This is a genomic window from Pseudomonas sp. H1_G08 (assembly GCF_054681355.1).
Window position 1 is genome coordinate 3,577,895 of record NZ_CP162822.1, and the last position, 18,115, is coordinate 3,596,009.

The 18,115-nt window shown below is 60.6% G+C and carries 12 protein-coding genes; 5 read left to right on the forward strand and 7 right to left on the reverse strand.

Features of this window, described 5'->3' with window-relative positions:
• The first annotated feature begins 57 nt into the window (after positions 1 to 57).
• A complete protein-coding gene (locus tag AB4N85_RS16175) occupies positions 58 to 5,049 on the forward strand; it encodes a dermonecrotic toxin domain-containing protein (protein WP_460065042.1) in 4,992 nt (1,663 codons plus the stop codon).
• Positions 5,050 to 5,140: 91 nt separating this feature from the next.
• On the opposite strand, the gene AB4N85_RS16180 is transcribed toward AB4N85_RS16175, so the two are convergent.
• The 5 genes from AB4N85_RS16180 to AB4N85_RS16200 all read right to left on the reverse strand — a co-directional run bounded on the left by AB4N85_RS16180 (position 5,141) and on the right by AB4N85_RS16200 (position 10,824).
• The gene (locus AB4N85_RS16180) at positions 5,141 to 5,656 is read right to left on the reverse strand and encodes a fimbrial assembly protein (protein WP_305381475.1); all 516 of its coding nucleotides are present in this window, start codon (positions 5,654 to 5,656) and stop codon (positions 5,141 to 5,143) included.
• A gap of 33 nt (positions 5,657 to 5,689) precedes the next feature.
• Positions 5,690 to 6,433, reverse strand: coding sequence for a molecular chaperone (locus AB4N85_RS16185; protein ID WP_150638601.1), 744 nt, complete (start codon positions 6,431 to 6,433; stop codon positions 5,690 to 5,692).
• Between the two features lie 44 nt (positions 6,434 to 6,477).
• Positions 6,478 to 7,695: a hypothetical protein gene (locus AB4N85_RS16190; RefSeq protein ID WP_305381476.1), complete on the reverse strand. Its 1,218-nt coding sequence runs from the start codon at positions 7,693 to 7,695 to the stop codon at positions 6,478 to 6,480.
• A gap of 4 nt (positions 7,696 to 7,699) precedes the next feature.
• Positions 7,700 to 10,222, reverse strand: a complete 2,523-nt coding sequence (locus AB4N85_RS16195) for a TcfC E-set like domain-containing protein (RefSeq protein WP_056790099.1) — start codon at positions 10,220 to 10,222, stop codon at positions 7,700 to 7,702.
• A gap of 113 nt (positions 10,223 to 10,335) precedes the next feature.
• Positions 10,336 to 10,824 (reverse strand): CS1 type fimbrial major subunit, encoded by a 489-nt coding sequence (locus AB4N85_RS16200; RefSeq protein WP_041479903.1) that lies wholly within the window; start codon positions 10,822 to 10,824, stop codon positions 10,336 to 10,338.
• Positions 10,825 to 11,319: 495 nt separating this feature from the next.
• Between AB4N85_RS16200 and AB4N85_RS16205 the strand changes: the two genes are divergently transcribed.
• Together AB4N85_RS16205 and AB4N85_RS16210 are read left to right on the forward strand one after the other, a co-directional pair.
• On the forward strand, positions 11,320 to 11,895 hold the full coding sequence (locus AB4N85_RS16205) for a PadR family transcriptional regulator (protein WP_252878837.1): 576 nt from the start codon (positions 11,320 to 11,322) through the stop codon (positions 11,893 to 11,895).
• Positions 11,892 to 12,677, forward strand: a complete 786-nt coding sequence (locus tag AB4N85_RS16210; RefSeq protein ID WP_056790103.1) for a siderophore-interacting protein — start codon at positions 11,892 to 11,894, stop codon at positions 12,675 to 12,677. The genes AB4N85_RS16205 and AB4N85_RS16210 overlap by 4 nt, the downstream gene beginning before the upstream one ends.
• 121 nt (positions 12,678 to 12,798) lie before the next feature.
• Here the strand turns inward: AB4N85_RS16210 and AB4N85_RS16215 are convergent, their stop codons facing one another.
• Together AB4N85_RS16215 and AB4N85_RS16220 are read right to left on the reverse strand one after the other, a co-directional pair.
• Positions 12,799 to 13,437 (reverse strand): Pr6Pr family membrane protein, encoded by a 639-nt coding sequence (locus AB4N85_RS16215; RefSeq protein WP_095181724.1) that lies wholly within the window; start codon positions 13,435 to 13,437, stop codon positions 12,799 to 12,801.
• Position 13,438: 1 nt separating this feature from the next.
• Positions 13,439 to 13,669, reverse strand: coding sequence for a VF530 family protein (locus AB4N85_RS16220; protein ID WP_016773359.1), 231 nt, complete (start codon positions 13,667 to 13,669; stop codon positions 13,439 to 13,441).
• A 298-nt stretch (positions 13,670 to 13,967) separates the two neighbouring features.
• Here AB4N85_RS16220 and AB4N85_RS16225 point away from each other — a divergent pair, with 298 nt between their 5' ends.
• Both AB4N85_RS16225 and AB4N85_RS16230 read left to right on the forward strand, forming a co-directional pair.
• The gene (locus tag AB4N85_RS16225) at positions 13,968 to 15,329 is read left to right on the forward strand and encodes a carbohydrate porin (RefSeq protein ID WP_056790107.1); all 1,362 of its coding nucleotides are present in this window, start codon (positions 13,968 to 13,970) and stop codon (positions 15,327 to 15,329) included.
• Positions 15,330 to 15,546: 217 nt separating this feature from the next.
• Positions 15,547 to 17,958 carry a glucose/quinate/shikimate family membrane-bound PQQ-dependent dehydrogenase gene (locus AB4N85_RS16230; protein ID WP_095181723.1) on the forward strand — a complete coding sequence of 804 codons (2,412 nt, stop codon included), beginning with the start codon at positions 15,547 to 15,549 and terminating at the stop codon, positions 17,956 to 17,958.
• The last annotated feature ends 157 nt before the right edge of the window (positions 17,959 to 18,115 follow it).

An 18,115-nucleotide genomic window follows, 5' to 3' on the forward strand; every position in this document is an offset into this window, starting at 1 on the left:
GTTTTGCCCTGCCGCCGGTACGCTGATCATTCCTCAAACAATCAAGGATGATTGGCCATGTCTGACTCCCCTCAGCCTGCCGAAGCCGCCGACAAAGGCCGGCATTACGCGTTCATCGAATCGGCTGTCAGCGCGCCGTTCAAAACTGCAACGCTCAGCCGCAGCCTGGCACTCGCCGCCACGCCACTGAAGCGCGAACCCTGGTACAGCGCACCCGGTACGTATGCGAGCCGACTCGCCGCCGCCAATCTCAAGGCCTGGGACTCGCAGAACAAGGTCGATCATCTGCTGGCCAGAACCGACCTGTACGCCTTCGCCGAGCCGCTGCTCAAAGCTAGGATCAAGCAATGCCATGGCATCGAGCCGGACGTCAGGAAGACCTGGCTGCGCCTGTACATTCCCGCCAGCAGTCCCTGGTATGCAATCGACGTGGTCGACGGTTCGACGACCCGTACGGTCTCACTGCTCGATGCCGCTCTGCACAACTTTGCCGCCAACGAGACGGTCGGCGCAGGCTCGGACTACATCAGCCAGCCTGATGCGCGCGGCCACTTCGACGTCTTGCCGCTCAAAAACCAAATGCCCATCAGCCAGTTCCAGACACTGTGTCGCGACCTCGACCTGGGCGGGCAATATGCCAGGCACTTGCAGGGCTACTTGCTGCCCGGCGAAGCGCTGGCCGAGAGCCTTCTGCAATACAAGATCGGCACCAGCCTCAAAGACGCCCTCGCCGTCGCGGCGCACATCGCCTTGCTCAAGGCAGAGATCCAGTACGACACCTTCAGGATGGTGCTCAGCTTCAGCACAGAGGAAAACCCGCGCTTGCGTCTCAACAACCGTTCGATTCGCTGCAATGACCTGTCCATGCTCGGTACCCGCCTGACCGGCATTCTGTTGCTGATGCACGGCCACCCCGACAGTCGTGGGGTTCGACGCCTGATCGTCTACGTGCCGCACGATCCGGATCATCCACTCAAGGAGTACGAGTCGCTGGCGGCGTTTCGTGACGAACTGACCCGCCAGTTGCGCGAGGACCGCCTGAGCGCCTCGACCGGGCATACGTACCGGCAATTCTTCAGCCAGTTTGTCGATCAGCAGCAACGTGGGCATTTTTTTGCCGAACTCGAACAGCGGTTGTTCGTCGTCCGCCATCACGAACGCGAGCAGAGCACCGACCAGCGCCCGGTGTGGCGCAAGGACCCGGTGGAAAAGCCCAGGTTGCAGTTCACGCGCTTGCCGTTGCAGGGCGATTACTGGCGGCACGTCTATCAGCAGAAACTCAACAAGATCATCAACGATGCGCGGCAAATCGCTGTCTCGACCGCCGATGCCGACAGCAACGCACGCTGGGCGTGGTGGGACAACTTCAAGCGGATCGTCTCGGACATTTTCAACGTCGCCCTGCTGATTGCCACGCCCTTTGTGCCTGGTCTGGGCGAGGTGATGATGGCCTATACCGCCTATCAACTGACCAGCGATGTAATTGAAGGCATCGTCGATCTGGCCGAAGGCGTCTGGGAGGAAGCTGCCGGACATGTCATCAGTGTGGTGACCGATGTAATTCAACTGGCGGCGTTCGGCGCCGGCGCGCAGATTGGCGAAACGTTGCGGATAAAACTCTCACCGCAGGTCGATGCCATGCAACAGGTCAAATTGCCCGACGGCAAACCAAGCCTGTGGCATCGCGACCTAAGCCCTTATGCACGCGACGAGCTGAGCCTGGCAGCGCAATCGAAGCCCGATCGTCACGGCCTGCATCAACATGCCAGCGCCAGCGTCCTGCCGCTGGAAGGCAAGCTCTACGTGGTGGAAAAAGCCTCCGCCGATGCCACCAGCAAAACTCACCGGATCAAACATCCGAATCGAGAAAATGCCTACCAGCCAAGGATCGAACACAACGGTCACGGCGCCTGGCTGCATGAAGCAGAATCGCCAGGCGACTGGCCCGACGCCCGGCTGATGCCTCGCCTGGGCCACAGCGTCGAGCGCTTTACGCCTGTGCAACTGGAGGACATCCGGCGCAGCAGCGGCACCAGCCACGATGAACTGCGTCGCATGCACAGCGACAACAGCCCGCCACCGCCGCTGCTGGCCGACACGGTCAGGCGCGTCAGTGCATACGAGGATGTCATCGAGGCTGTGCAGAACCTGCGTAACGGCAAACCGATCGATGCCGATGCGGTATGGCTGGAGCCGATGCTGACCAGCCTGCCGGGCTGGCCGCCGCGACGCGCGCTGGAGGTTTTCGCGCGTCAGGACCTGACCGGCTACTCGCATAAATACGGCAACCCGCTGGCGTCCGAAGCCGACACGTTGCGCATCAGCCAGGCTGATCTCAACGCCGGACACTTGCCCGAGCGGGTCGCCGGGTTCCTGCGCGACGACGAGTTCAATCATCTGCTCGGCCCGATGGTCACTGCCGAGCAACGGGTCGAGGTCCTGCGCAGTCAACTGGCCGACGCACTCAATCAGCAGCGCAGCGCCGTCGCCCGCCATCTGTACCAGGCCGGGCAGCGCAACGGCCACGCCGACATTGCCGTGATCAGACAGTCGTTTCCGGATCTGCCATTGCCCTTGGCGGAGACGGTTCTGAGCCAGGCTCGCGTCGCCGAACGGCAACGCATCAGCGACGAACAGCACTTGCCGCTACGCCTGAAGAATCAGGCCCGGGAGCTGGATTTCGAGGCGTCGGCCAGTCGCGCTTACGACGGTTTTTACCGGGACGATCTGATGACTGAACAGACCGAACGCCTGGCGCTCAATACGCTGAAAATCCACACCGACACCTTTGCCGACCTGCGCATCGAAGTGTTCGACGGCAGCCCGCACGGTCCGTTGCGCTGCAGTGTCGGGCCGCAGGACGCCAGTACTGTAAGGCAGCTGCTGAGGCGTGGCGAAGGCCGTTATGAAGTGCGCGACGCCAAGGGTCAGTTGCTGCATGACAGTAGCGATTTCCACGAAGCCATCCTGCGCGCCGTACCGCTCGAAACGCTGGCGAGTACCGGTTATCAGCGCGGTCAGGGCCGCGCCTTGAAACTGTGGATCATGGAACAGTGCGCCCCGCCAGCCGAACGCCGTATTGCTCTGGCGCAACCGCCGATCCGAACGGTCGCCCCCCGCGAGACGGAGATTCTTCTACGCGGCTGGCCCTGGGCGGCAAAAACCCCGGAACAGCGGCTCAGACAGTTGTACCCGAAACTCAACGACAGAGAGGTCGCGGGTTTCCTGATGACGCTGGAAAAAAAGGGCAACAGCGAACGCGCCATCGCCGACCTTGAGCGCGAACGCGAAGTGCTCGACAACGCCCTCGACAGCTGGCGCAGCAGTTACACCCCCGTCATTGAAGACAACGGGGAACTGATCGCGCTGCCAACGGATTTCGTCCGCGAGGGCGGCTTGTACATCGAGCAGCAGTTGAGGAAGTGCTTCAAACGCGAGAACGAACGGCCCGGCGCACGCAATCCCCATCCGGAACACGGCTATACGCTGGACCTTTCAGCCGAACTGCCGCTACCGAACCTTGAGTCATGGTGGCGCGACTTGCGACGGCGTCCCGGGATGCAGCAATACTTCGACCGGATTACCGGACTGAACATCACCAACGTTGCGCTTTCAACCACACCGGACAGCCTGCTGGCGAGTTTCCCGAATCTGCGGCAATTGAGCGCCCAACGCTGCGGTTTCAAGGAGGTGCCGGCTGCCCTCGGAAAAATGCATCAGTTGCAGACGCTGGATCTGTCGCACAACAGCATTGAACTGACCTATGACTCAAGCACGCGCCTGAGCAATCTCACCCGCCTGCACAGCCTGAATCTCAATGGCAACAACCTGCGTGTGCCGCCGGATATCGGGCGCATGGAGCAACTGGTCGAACTGAACCTGGTCAATACGCGCATTCGCGATTGGCCGGCAGGATGGCTTGAAGTCGATGGACAGATACGGCAGCGCCCGAAAGGCTTCTACCTGGACATGCGAGACAATCCGCTGGACACCCTGCCCCGGGTCGAACCCGGTAGCGATCAGGCGCGCCTGCTGGCTCGCGCACGGATCAGTGTTGCCAAATTCGACGGCGACCAGTTGCGGCGTCTTGGCGAGTATCGCCAGTCGGTAGGGTTGAGCGTCGTGCCCGGTTATTCATCCGCCGCCGCCGATGAGCTTGATTACTGGAAGTTGATGCCCGCCAATGCGGATCCGTCCCACCCCTCGGCAGCCTTCAGCCGGTACCGCGAGCAGTCCTGGCATGACCTGATGGCCGAGCCTGATTCCGCCGGCTTTTTCAGCGTGATCCGCAAGCAACGCGAATCCGCCGATTACGGGACTGACGCGGGGCGGCGGAATTTGACCGCACGGGTCTGGGACATGGTCGATGCGGCGGCGCTCGACGAACATCTGCGCAAAAAGCTCTTCGAGCAGAACGTGTCTGCACAGGATTGCGCTGATCTGGGCCAGCAGCTGTTCAATTCACTGGGGCTCAAAGTCCTGGTGTCCAAGGCCTGGAACGAAACGGCATCGGCCCCGCAGCTGGAAGACAGACTCGTGCGTCTGGCGCGCAGCGCGGCGCGCCTTGATCGGGTCAGCGATGAGGCCGCCATGGAGGTCAGTCGTCAGCAGCAGCAACACCTGATCGATCCGCGCCTGCCGGCGCCGGACGAAATTCAGATTCATCGGGCGTTCGAAGCGGGCCTGGGCGAGCGTCTGGATTTGCCCTGGCAAGCGGAGGGCATGCCTGTGCAGCCTCGGGCCGGGGTCACCGAGGAAAAGCTCAACGCTGCCTACCAGAGAATCATCCAGCGCGAACAAGGGGATGGCCTGGTCAACGGCATGATCGATCTCTATACCGATCCTTTCTGGGAGGATTACCTGCGCAATACCTATCCTGACCGTTATCAGGAGAACCTGCGCCTGTACGAAGAAAAATTCCGTCAGCTCGACAGCCAGGTGTTCAGCAGCGACCGGGAGTACAGGAAGCTGGCCGACAAAATCAGCTACGAGCGCAACGAGCTATCCCGCGCCTTGAGTCGCGAAGCCCTCGACAGGGCCGGACTCTGAAACCATCACACGGCATTCGGCGAGCGTTTCAGGCTGGCCGAATCTGCCGACGGACCCTGGTCGTGCTTGCGATACCCACCGCGTAAGACATTCAGGCATCAGCGTCATTGCCGTTTGGCGCGCTGGCGCTGAACAACAGCACGACGTTGCCGCTGTAATGACCGGGGCGGTAGCCACCCGGCGGTTTGATGGGTTCGATTTTCAGCAGCACACGTTTACCGACAGCCGCCTCTTCTTCCGAAAGCACTTGTTGCGGAATGATGTGCGAACTCAGCACGACGTCATGGAACGTCACCCGCAGCTCAATCACTTCACCCGTTGTGCCGGTATCAAGGAATGGCTCGGTGGCCAGACGCGCCTCGATGGCGCTGCTGTCATGCCGCATGTCGAAAGATTTTTCCAGATTGCCCAGGCTGTCCGTGGCGTGTTGCCAGGCCAGCACCTGCGGACGGTGAATCCAGTCCGGTTGTGCCGGGACGATGTAAAAGGGTCGGCTGGGAATGGTCAGCGACACTTCGAAGGTGTGCTCCTCCCGGGCGGCCCACGTCACAGCCGCGGTCAACGTGGCGGCGACCGCCAGCAGGGCGGCGGTGCATTGCTTGATCATGTTGGCTACCTGATGCGTGAATGGAAAACCGGCCTAGCGGCTGGCGACTTTCATGGTTTTCTTGTCGCTGCCTTCGATCAGAAAGAAGCGGTACTCACGGCCCTTTTCCTTGTTGAAGGCAAAGGATTTGCCCGCCAGCACATGGTGTTTGGTGGTCGCCCCGCAATCGCTTTCCTTGCTGAGCGAACAGCTCTTGAACTCATCGACGATCACCACGGTATTGCCGTTGTTGCGCAGTTCGTAGCGACTCTCGGTTTCGTTGATCGCCGTGGCGTAACGCGCGTCTCTTGGGCGGACAAAGAAGATCGTGCCGAACCCGGTCATGACGTTGACGCCGGCCGACAACGACTTTTTGTAATCCTCCCGCTCTTCACCGGTGACGACAAAATCGTCTTCCTTTTCCGGCACCACGGGCACGAAGCGCACGCGGAAATAGCGTTCTCGATCCCGTTCGCCCATGTACAGCAAGCGTGTGCCCTGCATGCCTTGCGCCGGGACGATCAGCCGCGCCGGGCTGGCCATCAGGCCGTTGCGCGAGGCGCCATCGGCGGCGTTCTCGACAGCAATTTCCTTGGGCGTGCCGGCGTCGTCGTAAACGATTTCGAGCACATTGATCTTGACGAATGCGGTGGCGTCGCCGCTGTTGAAAACCCGTTTGAGATAGGTGCTCTTGTCGGCTTCCAGATAGTCGTAAACGGTGCCGACATTGATCTGCGGCCCGGCCTGCGCCGTCAGGCAAAAAACGCTGAGCAGGCCCAGCAAAAGACCACGGTTCATCGTGTTGAACTCCATGAACGTTGAGTGAAAGCGGACCAGGACGCTCATACTTCCGAATCCCAGATAATGGTGACGTTGCCGCGCAAACGGTCGTTCTTGCCCGGCCTGAGCAGGAAGTCGATGTCTTTCGATGCCATATCAAAATGCAGATAGCCAGGCTTGCGCTCGACATACACTCCAGGCTGAAACGGCGCTGACCAGCGATTGAAATTCAGGGAAATCCGGTTAACCGGACCGCCGCCGGGGCCGCTGATGCCCGACGGCAAACTCATCGAGACCTGAACCGGGGCCGTATCGCCCTTCGGGCTACCCAGGTTGCAGACGTTTCCGCCGTAGGAATTGCACAACATCATGACCTTGAAACGCGATGAGGCCGAAATGTAGAAGACCTGGTCGGCAAATATCCGCGTGGGTTTGCGTCCACTGTTGATCCATGGCTCCCAGCCACCCACGGGCTCGAGCGTGACCCGAGTGCCGCCGGGGGGCAGGTCGACCTTGAGGGTGTGTTGCACGTCGAGGACGAAATCCAGGGTCAGCGTGGGGTCGTCGGGCTGCAGCAAGAGGCCGCCCAGAACAAAATCGCGGCCGCCTCCCAAGGTGTAAGTAACCGAGCCGGTATATTGCCCGGTAGACATGCCCAACGGATTGGGAGTCCTTAATTCATAAGCAAAATCCATCTTGTCGAAAGCTATTGACGGGAGACGGTAAGCGGCGTTTTTGGAGCAGCCAGCTTGTACCGGGGTCTTCCAGAAGAAGCGATAACTGTCAGGACCATAGGACGCCACACCGCTGTAACGGCAGGGTTCCGGCACATACACCCAACCGCTGGAGTCCCATAATTTGTCATGCGCTTGAGCGTCGTCTGACACGCCGGTGATGTTGGTCGCGGTATCGCCCAGAATGTACGTGGAGCCGATACCGATGATGCGCACTTCGACGGTTTCGGTTTCCTGCGTTTGCATATTGGTAACTGTCAATTGTCGCCAGTCGGCCGGGGCTTTCACCAGCATCGGTTCACCGCGTGAGATGAAGCGTGTGGAGTCGAACCGTACAGGCATCTCGATGCTGAAAATGTTGTGGTCGGCGCATTGCGCCGGGTAGCTTGCGCAGTAGCCGGTGTTGGGGGTTTTGTTCACGAACAGATTCTTGCCTGGCTGCGTCGGGTCAGGCTGAAACGTCGCACGGATTTCCTGATTGAACCCATGGGCGGTGGACATGGCCAACGCCAGCGTCAGCGCGCAGCCTGCCTGGAAGATTTTCATATGCTCAGCCTGCCTTCATTTCGGTGGTAGTGACGTCGGCGAGAGTGTCTGGGGTGCAACGCAGATCGCCGATCATCAACACGTCGTTTTCGCTGCGGTGGTCGGCCTCGTTCAAGCGGAACTGACACAGCAACTGGTTGCCCTGGCGCACTTCCAGGGTGGGTGAACCGGCGTTCATTTCCATCGAGAAGAAACCGTCGACTTCGGTCACGCCACGGCTGGCGTGGTTGATCACGTGGTGGCCCTTGAGCGGCCGCCCGCTTGCATCGACCAGGCGACCGAGCACGGTGAGGGTTTTCATCACGCGAACCTTGCGATACTCGATGCCGCCCTTGTTCAGGTGATAGCGGGTTCGCGCCGGTTCGATGGTGGCGGCCGGTACGGTGTTGCCTTCGAAGTCGAAGCTCACCGAGCTGTTCTGATAAGCGGTGATCGGAATGAAATTGCGCCCCGGCTTCAGCGCGGCACCGCCGCCGCTGTAGTCGTCAGCCCGCAGGACGATGTCGTCGATATCCGACTCGACGTCGACGATCATTCCCGCACCGCGCACGTCGCTCTGGCTGGTCAGGAGCATCTTTTCGCCGCCGACCACCAGTGTGCTGTCGAGGTTGAGCCCGCCAGTGAAGTTGCCGTTGTAGGAAGAGCGCTGGACGAAGGCGTCGCCGTTTACCGCGTCGGTGCGGAAATTGGTCAGGCTCGACATGCCCAGGCCGTAAGTGTCGGTAAGCGCCGTCACCGAGACGCTTTGCAGCACGTGATCCTTGAAATCCTTGCGCCAGCCGAGCGAAGCATTGTTGTCGCGTTTGCCGTCGCGGGCCGTGCGTGAACCGATGCTGCCGGTGAGCTGCTGACCGGGAGCGCCCAACGCCAGGTTGATGCTCAGATCGACGCCGCGATTGCGCGCATCGCCACTGCTGAAACTGCCCGGCCGATCAAAGACCGACAGGCGCCAACTGGCATCACTGCCCAGCAATACGGCGCGCTGGGTCCAGCCCAGATCCACGCCCACGCCTTCGACATTGCCTTCGCTATGCGAGACCCGGGCATTGACCGAACTCTTGCTGCTCAGCCGATGGTTGAGCGCCAGCGACGAATTGCTGGTCTGGCCGACAAACACGTTACGTGGACGAACGCGCGTGCCGTCCGGCAGCGTGTCGTAGGTGTTGGTGGTGTCGAGCCAGCTGCGGTTGTGGCTGATCACCAGACTGCCCGCGCCATAGTTGTAGAGGCTTTGCAGGTCCAGACCGGTGCCGTAATCCTCGGTCTTGTAGACATTGGCATACAGGCTGACGTGGTTGGCCAGGGTCCAGTCGATGGAAGTACCGTATTGCAGTTTTTCGCGGATCTGCCGCGCCGACGCGCCGACAATCACCCGCGGGTGCAGCAGGTAATTGACCGCCGCACCGGCGGTGGGACTGCCGCTCGATTGCGTGTCCCAGTTGCTCAGCAGTTTGCTTTCTTCACCGGCAAACACGTTGTAGCGCCAGCGTTCGTCAAGGTTGCGCCAGTTGCTGGGCTTGTACACCAACTCCTGGGTGGTGGAGGTGATCTGGCCGTCTTCGATCAGGCGCACTTCCACTTCATAAATACCGCCGGGCAGCGGCCGGGTGTCGAGGGTCTGCAAACCGGCCGGCACCGATTGGGTATTGATCAACAGACCGTCGCGCCAGATCTCCACCGAACCCTGCCGGTTGGCTGTCACGTAGATCGGGTAAACGCTGGGCATCGGGCTGTTGATCGCGAGGCTGTCGGAGCTGCCGTACATGAGGCCGACCGCCGTATCGGGGCTGGTGCCAAACGTGCGCGGCTGGCGCGTGAGTCCTTCGGAATTGGGGGTGAAATAGCCCAGGCGCAAGAAGCTGCCTTGCAGTTCGCGCTGGGTGTGCAGCTCGTGCACGGCGTGGTAGAGCTTGTCGTCGGGGCCGCCGAGCCGGGCCAATTGCAGATTCAGCGTCTGGCTCCAGTTGCCCAGGCTTGAACTGGCTTCCAGGCCGAAGCGTCCGCCGAGGTCCTGATCCTGGCCACCGTTCAGGTTGAGCTGGTTGCGCACCATCAGGCCGCTGCTACCGCCGCTCGGTTGCTCGTAATAACGCTTGGCTTGAAGGTCGCGTTCGGCGTTTTCGGTGACGATCGATACCAGCGAACTTTCCAGGTTGTAGTGCACCGCCAGAAACTGGTCGGGGCAGGAACCGCTGCACGCACCTAATGGCACGCCGGGTTTGAGGTAGCTTGCCCATTTTTCCCGTTCAGCGGGGCCGAAGCGGTTTTCGCTGGTGTCGGTGAATTCGAGAAGGGTGATGCGATCATCGCGGGACAACACCACCATGGCCTCACCCAACGGCTGTTGGTCGACTTCGACCCGCACCGCCAGAGGCACATCAAAGAAATGCTCCTCGAAATCCGCTGGCAAGCCTTTGGCCTGCGCCAGCAAACTGCGTGGCGTCGTACCGGCGGTGTTGGATGCGACGGCTGCGCTGGCACAAAACAACAGCGCAAGCGCAGCCGCGATGGGTGTCATCGGGAACATGAACTCGTACTCTGATTGACTGACAATGAAAGTCCGTCGGGGCAAACATCACTGCCTGCCCCGTCGGTTGACGCCACTGCTGAAAAGCGAGCGTTTTGGACCTGATCAGTCGATCAGTTGCCGCCAACCGGTGGCACGGCGTCGAAGATCATCGCCACGGAACCGGTGTAGTCACCCGGCTGAAAGTTGCTGCCTTTGGCGGAGATTTTCAGCGGGGCGCGGTAGTTCACATCCGATTCGGATTCACCGACGACCATTTGCGGGGTCAGGGTCAGTTCCTTGTTGTTGAGCATGACCTGCAGGTCGATCGAGGTATTGCCGGCAACCAGTTTCGGCAGGCTTTCCAGGCTGGCGTGAACCGAACCGTTGTTATTGCGCACGTCGAAGAAACCGTTGACGTCGGCCATCTTGCCGGTGGTCGGCTGATAGCTCATGTCCTGGTCTTTGTTGACCAGATCCGGATCAGTCGGCACCACATAGAAACCGTTGGTTGGCACATGAGCGATCAGGCTGATGGAGTGCGACGCTTCGCCCGCAGCGAAGGCAGTGGAGGACATTGCCAGAAGAGCCAGTGGAGCAGCGATTGCGATTTTCTTGAACATCGTTCAGTACCTGTTTGCTTTATATAGGGGGTGTCATTGAAAGTTCACAAACCATTTGCTCATCGACCGCCAGAGCAACTTGAACTTTCAATGGCGGGCATCATCGGCTGTTGCCTCTGGAATGTAAGCAGGCAACTTCCGACAAACTCGTAGTTAAACAACCTCACACCCCGCCAGAAAAAAGAACAAAAAACAGATACTTGCAACATTCGCTGTAAGTTGCGCCCTACACACAGTTACAGGCAAAAAACCATACAGCAACTTAGCCGCTTTAACGCGGCAACTTGCGAGGAATTAGAACATATACTCAAGTACAACTAGAGCGATAACTTTAACTTTACGGTCACCGCTTTGATTTATTGATCAAAAAACTTTTTCCGGCTCTTTTTCACTTTGACCGCTCGTCCGTCAAGCTCAGGACAAGGCCAAAAACGTCTTGCGCAATCCTTAAGATATATCTTAAGTTGTATCTAAATACGACGAGAGAGAAGCGAAATGAGAGACCATCATTCCCCCCATCGCGAGCACGGCGATGGCCGCGACGGCTTCGAGAAACGCCCCGGTCGCGAACGCGGCGGTCGCGGCCCGCGAGTTTTTGCCCCCGGCGACTTGAAATTGCTGTTGCTGGCGCTGATCGCCGAGCAGCCCTGCCACGGCTACGACCTGATCCGCCAGATCGAAGGCATGTTCGATGGCGCTTACAGCCCGAGCCCCGGGGTGATCTACCCGACCCTGACTTTTCTGGAAGAGAGCGATTTGATTGCCGGTGATGCCGAGGCCGGCAAAAAGCGTTACAGCGTCACCGACGCCGGTCGTTTGTCTTTAAGTGAACAAGCGGTGGCGCTCGACGGCGTACGCATGCGCATTGACGTCAGCAAGCGCTCGCTGCGCGGCCATGATCGTCCGCCGGAAATCCACGAAGCGGTGCACAACCTGCGCCATGCCTTGCAGCTGCACCACGGGCGCTGGAGCGCCGAGGAAATCCTGCGCGTGCGCGACCTGCTCAACGACACCGCCAAAGCCATCGTCGACGGCCCTGCCGTTCAACCTGCCCCGGAGAAAGCCGAATGACTGCAGTCGATACTCAAACCATTCACCGCGTGATGCACGAAATCAAACGGCGCAAGCTTGAAGTGCTGCGCGTCACCGACCTGACCCCACGCATGCGCCGCATCACCCTCGGCGGGCCGGAACTGGCCGGGTTCATCAGCCTGGGCACGGACGATCACGTCAAACTGCTGTTCCCGCAGAACGCCGAACAAGCGGCGGCGCTGGAGACGATGCAACTGGGCGCCGGCAAGGACAACGGGCCGATGCCCGAGATGCGCGACTACACGCCGCGTCGTTACGACCTGGAAAAAATGGAGCTGGACATCGATTTCGTCCTGCACGGCGACGGCCCTGCCTCGACCTGGGCCGAGCAGGCACAACCGGGGCAGTTCCTGCACATCGGCGGGCCACGCGGGTCGATGATCGTGCCGGACATCTTTGACAGCTATCTGCTGATCGGCGACGAAACCGCCCTCCCCGCCATCGCCCGCCGCCTCGAACACCTCGCGGCGAATCGCAAGGCGCTGGTGGTGATCGAAGTGGAAAACGGTGCTGAGCAGCAAGTGCTGGAAAGCGCAGCGCCGTTCAATGTGATCTGGGTGCTGCGCGAAGGCGGCAAGGACAACCTGCTGGCTACCGTCAAGCAATTGCAGGTGCCCAAGGGCAATCTGTACGCGTGGGTGGCGACCGAAACCAAGGTCTCACGGCAGATCCGCCGGGTCCTGATCGATGAGCATGGGCTCGATGAACAGTTCATCAAGGCGGTCGGCTACTGGCGCGCCGAGGGCTCTGAGGAAGAGTGATCTCTTCCTGACCCATATCACCCTTGTGGGAGCGAGCCTGCTCGCGAAGGCATCGGCACAGTCGAAAGATTTGCTGGCTGACGCACCGCATTCGCGAGCAGGCTCGCTCCCACACTGGATCTCAACTTCGTGCGGACAATTTGCGGTCGAGGCCGATAATCAGCACCCCCACCAACACAAACCCCACCAATATCCCCCCGGCATTCGCCAGCACCTGTGGATAACCCAACACCGCCACATCAATGAACGGGTACGCATAAGCGCCGAGCAGATGCCCGCGCAGCAAGGCATAGATGAAGTACACCAGCGGATAGATCAGCCACAGCGGCAGATGCCACAGGCGCAACGTGCCTTTGGGGACGCAGCGCCACCAATAGCCGAGAAACAGCAATGGCATGACGTCGTGGAGCAACTCATCGGCAACAAACTGCCAGCCTTCGGGGTGCCACAAATGCCGTAACAGAATGCTGTAGGCCAGACCGACGACGGCGATACTCACCGCGATTCCACTGCTGACCCACGGTTGCAGAAACCAGCGCCGTGCGGCGGATTCGCGCTCGGTGACCGCGCAGGTCAACACCGTCGCCACCAAGGTGTTGGTCAATATGGTGAAGTAGCTGAAGAAACTCACCAGCCCGCCTAGCAGGCTGGCGCCGATGCTCAATCGTGCGAAGAAGATCAGGTACAGCTGAATCGTCAATCCGGCCCAGCCCAACACGGCCAGGCCGGTGATCAGGCGTCGGCGCCTCGCGCTGTCCATCTCAGAGCGGTCGCTTGGTGCGCATCAGCTTCACGTACAGGCGTTCGACCTTCTCCCGCGCCCACGGGGTTTTACGCAGGAAGGTCAGGCTCGACTTGATGCTCGGATCGCTCTTGAAGCAACGGATGTCGATACGCTCGGCCAGCCCCGACCACTCGTAGTGAGTCACCAGTGCATTGAGGATCTGTTCAAGGGTCACGCCGTGCAGCGGATCGGGGGATTGTTCGTTCATGCCGGGCCTTTGGGCGAAGTGATATGCAGAAGCCGCGCACCTTAGCCGAGGGGCAGAGCAGGTGGAAGGCCTTCCTGCAAATGTAGGCCAACCCGGGAAGATCGCAGGCTGTGGCCCGACTCACAATGCGCCCGTTTGCCGCACTGTTACCGAATCCGAAACGCTGCATGTCTGCAAAAGCGCTTTCTCAATTTGTTACAGATCATTATCCTGCCGCCCTTCCGCTGAAACGCTTCACTGCCTGCGACAATCTGAAGCGCTCGGCCTGCACCTGAAAACATCAAAAAAAGACTTCTTCATGCCTGACTTTTCCTTCTCCCGAGACAGCGCTATCTCTGCCCTGCGCACCCTTGGCGGCTGCACCGCCCTCGGCCTTGCCACTTGCGCCCACGCGGCGCCGGCCTTCGACAGTGAATCACCGTACATGCTTGGTGACTGGAACGGCACGCGCACGGAACTTGCGGAAAAAGGCTACGACTTCAAACTCGATTACACCGGCGAAATGGGCAGCAATCTGCACGGCGGCTATGACCACGACCGCACTGCCCGCTACAGCGACCAGTTCGGCCTCGGTACCCATCTGGATCTGCAAAAGATCCTCGGTTGGAACGACGCTGAATTTCAGCTGACCATCACCAAGCGCAGTGGCAACAACATCAGCAACGACCGCATCAACGACCCGCGCGTTGGCGGATTCACTTCCGCCCAGGAAGTCTGGGGTCGTGGCCAGACCACTCGCCTGACGCAGATGTGGTATCAGCAGAAATTCTTCGATCAGAAGCTCGATATCAAGGTCGGCCGCTTCGGCGAAGGCGAAGACTTCAACAGCTTCCCTTGCGACTTCCAGAACCTGGCCTTCTGCGGCTCGCAGGTCGGTAACTGGGTCGGCGGCATCTGGTACAACTGGCCGGTCAGCCAATGGGCGCTGCGGGTCAAATATCACCTGACGCCCGAGCTGTATGCGCAGGTCGGCGCCTACGAGCAGAACCCGTCGAACCTCGATCGCGGCAACGGTTTCAAACTCAGCGGCAGCGGCACCCAGGGCGCGATCCTGCCGGTCGAACTGGTGTGGACGCCGAAGCTCAACGGCCTGCCGGGCGAATACCGCGCCGGTTATTACTACAGCAATGCCAAGGCCTCTGACGTCTATAAAGACCGCAATGACCAACCGGCAGCGCTGAGCGGCGAAGCCTATCGCAGTGCCTCGAGCAAGCACGGCGTATGGCTGGGCATTCAGCAGCAGGTCACCAGCATCGCCAGTGACCACTCCCGTGGTTTGAGCCTGTTCGCCAACGCGACGATGCATGACAAGAAAACCAACGCCATCGACAACTACGTGCAGGCCGGCCTGACCTACAAAGGCCCGTTCGACGCCCGCGCCAAAGATGACATCGGTTTCGCCCTCGCTCGTGTGCACGTCAACCCGGCCTATCGCAAGAACGCCGAGGCGAGCAACCGCGCCAACGCCGTCTACGACTACGACAATCCGGCGTTCCTGCCACCGCAGGACACCGAATACAGCGCCGAGCTGTATTACGGCGTGCACGTGACCAACTGGCTGACCGTGCGCCCGAACCTGCAATACATCCGCCATCCCGGTGGCGTGAACGACGTCGACGACGCCCTGATCGGCGGGATCAAGATCCAGTCGTCGTTCTAAAGATCACAGTTAGCCCCTGTGGGAGCGAGCCTGCTCGCGAATGCGGCCTGTCAGTCGCTGCAGTGTTGCCTGATACACCGCTTTCGCGAGCAGGCTCGCTCCCACAGGAATGCATTTCGTTAGCCGAACAAGTTTTTATCTGAACCATGCCTGCGCCAGATCGTCATCTAAAGTGACTACAGCGCGGGACTACATAAACGTCACGGAGAATCACACTATGAGCACCGAAAGTGCTTCGAGTCGGGGCCGTCTGCTACCGGGCCTGCTCGGCATCCTGCTTCTACTGATGGGCCTGGCCATGCTGGCCGGGGGAGTCAAGCTGAGCATGCTCGGCGGCTCGCTTTACTATCTGCTGGCCGGTATCGGCATCGCGCTGAGCGGCATTCTGCTGCTGATGCGCCGCCGCGCGGCACTGGGCCTGTACGCCATCGTGCTGTTTGCCAGCACTGTCTGGGCATTGTGGGAAGTCGGTCTGGACTGGTGGCAACTGGTGCCGCGTCTGGCGCTGTGGTTTGTCCTCGGTTTCGTGATGCTGCTGCCGTGGTTCCGTCGTCCGCTGCTGCTCAACGGCCCGGCGAAAATCGGCACTGGCGGCCTGACCGTCGCTGTGATCCTGGCCGGCGTTACCGCTCTGGCCAGCCTCTTCACCCACCCGGGCGAAACCTTCGGCGAACTGGGCCGCGACACCGCCGACATGACCAGCACCGCACCGGCCATGCCGGATGGCGACTGGCAAGCCTACGGTCGCACCGAGTTCGGTGACCGCTACTCGCCGCTCAAGCAGATCACCCCGGAAAATGTCGGCAAGCTGCAAGAAGCCTGGCGCATCCAGACCGGCGACCTGCCAACTGCGGATGACCCGGTCGAGCTGACCAACGAAAACACCCCGCTCAAAGCCAACGGCATGGTCTACGCCTGCACCGCGCACAGCAAAGTGCTGGCACTGGACCCGGACACCGGCAAGGAAATCTGGCGCTTCGATCCACAGATCAAGAGCCCGGTCGGCTTCAAGGGCTTCGCCCACATGACCTGCCGTGGCGTGTCGTACTACGACGAAGCCGCCTATGCCAAGTCTGAAAACGCTGGCTCGGCCGTCATCTCTGAAGCCGGCCAGGCCGTTGCTCAGGCCTGCCCGCGTCGCCTGTACCTGCCAACTGCTGATGCCCGCCTGATCGCACTGAACGCCGACACCGGCAAGATCTGCGAAGGCTTCGGCACCAACGGCGTGGTCGACCTGACCCAAGGCATCGGCCCGTTCACCGCTGGCGGCTACTACTCCACCTCGCCAGCAGCGATTACCCGTGATCTGGTGATCATGGGCGGTCACGTTACCGACAACGAATCGACCAACGAGCCATCGGGCGTGATCCGCGCCTTCGACGTGCGCGACGGTCACCTGGTGTGGAACTGGGACAGCGACAAGCCGGACGCCACCGAGCCATTGGCTCCGGGCGAAACCTACAGCCGCAACTCGGCGAACATGTGGTCGCTGGCCAGCGTCGATGAAAAACTCGGCATGGTCTACCTGCCACTGGGCAACCAGACCCCTGACCAATGGGGCGGCAACCGCACCCCGGGCGCCGAGAAATTCAGCGCCGGCCTCGTCGCGTTGGACCTGGCTACCGGTAAAGTGCGCTGGAACTACCAGTTCACCCACCACGACCTGTGGGACATGGACGTGGGCAGCCAGCCAACCCTGCTCGACATGAAAACCGCCGACGGCGTGAAACCTGCGCTGATCGCTCCGACCAAACAGGGCAGCCTGTACGTCCTCGACCGTCGTGACGGCACGCCTATCATTCCGATCAAGGAAATCCCGGTACCGCAGGGCGCCGTGAAAGGCGACCACACCGCACCGACCCAGGCCCGTTCGGACCTCAACCTGCTGGCCCCGGAACTGACCGAAAAAGCCATGTGGGGCGCGAGCCCGTTCGACCAGATGCTGTGCCGCATCCAGTTCAAGGAACTGCGTTACGAAGGTCAGTACACCCCGCCATCGGAACAGGGCAGCCTGATCTATCCGGGTAACGTCGGCGTGTTCAACTGGGGCGGCGTCTCGGTCGACCCGGTTCGCCAACTGCTGTTCACCAGCCCGAACTACATGGCCTTCGTCTCGAAAATGGTGCCACGCGAGCAAGTCGAAGCCGGCAGCAAGCGCGAGAGCGAAACCTCGGGCGTGCAGCCAAACACTGGCGCGCCATACGCGGTGATCATGCACCCGTTCATGTCGCCACTCGGCGTACCGTGCCAGGCCCCGGCCTGGGGCTACGTCGCCGGTATCGACCTGACCACCGGCAAAGTCGTGTGGAAACGCAAGAACGGCACCAGCCGCGACAGCTCGCCAATCCCGATCGGCTTCACCCTCGGCGTACCGAGCATGGGCGGTTCGATGGTCACTGCCGGCGGCGTCGGCTTCCTCAGCGGCACCCTCGACCAGTACCTGCGCGCCTATGACGTGAATACCGGTAAAGAACTGTGGAAATCGCGCCTGCCAGCAGGCGGCCAAGCGACTCCGATGACCTACACCGGCAAGGACGGCAAGCAATACGTGCTGCTCGTTGTTGGCGGTCACGGCTCGCTGGGCACCAAGATGGGTGACTACATCATTGCGTACAAACTGCCGGAATAAGCGGTAGCGGCGGTAAAAAAGAAGGCGCCACCCTGTGAGGGGTGGCGCCTTTTTGCATGGAGGCGTGCCCAACATGCTCCATTCGCACCAAGGTGTATGGCATCAATGAAGTCCGTCCACTTCGCCTTGGGCAATTCGGTGCTTTCAAGAAAAAATC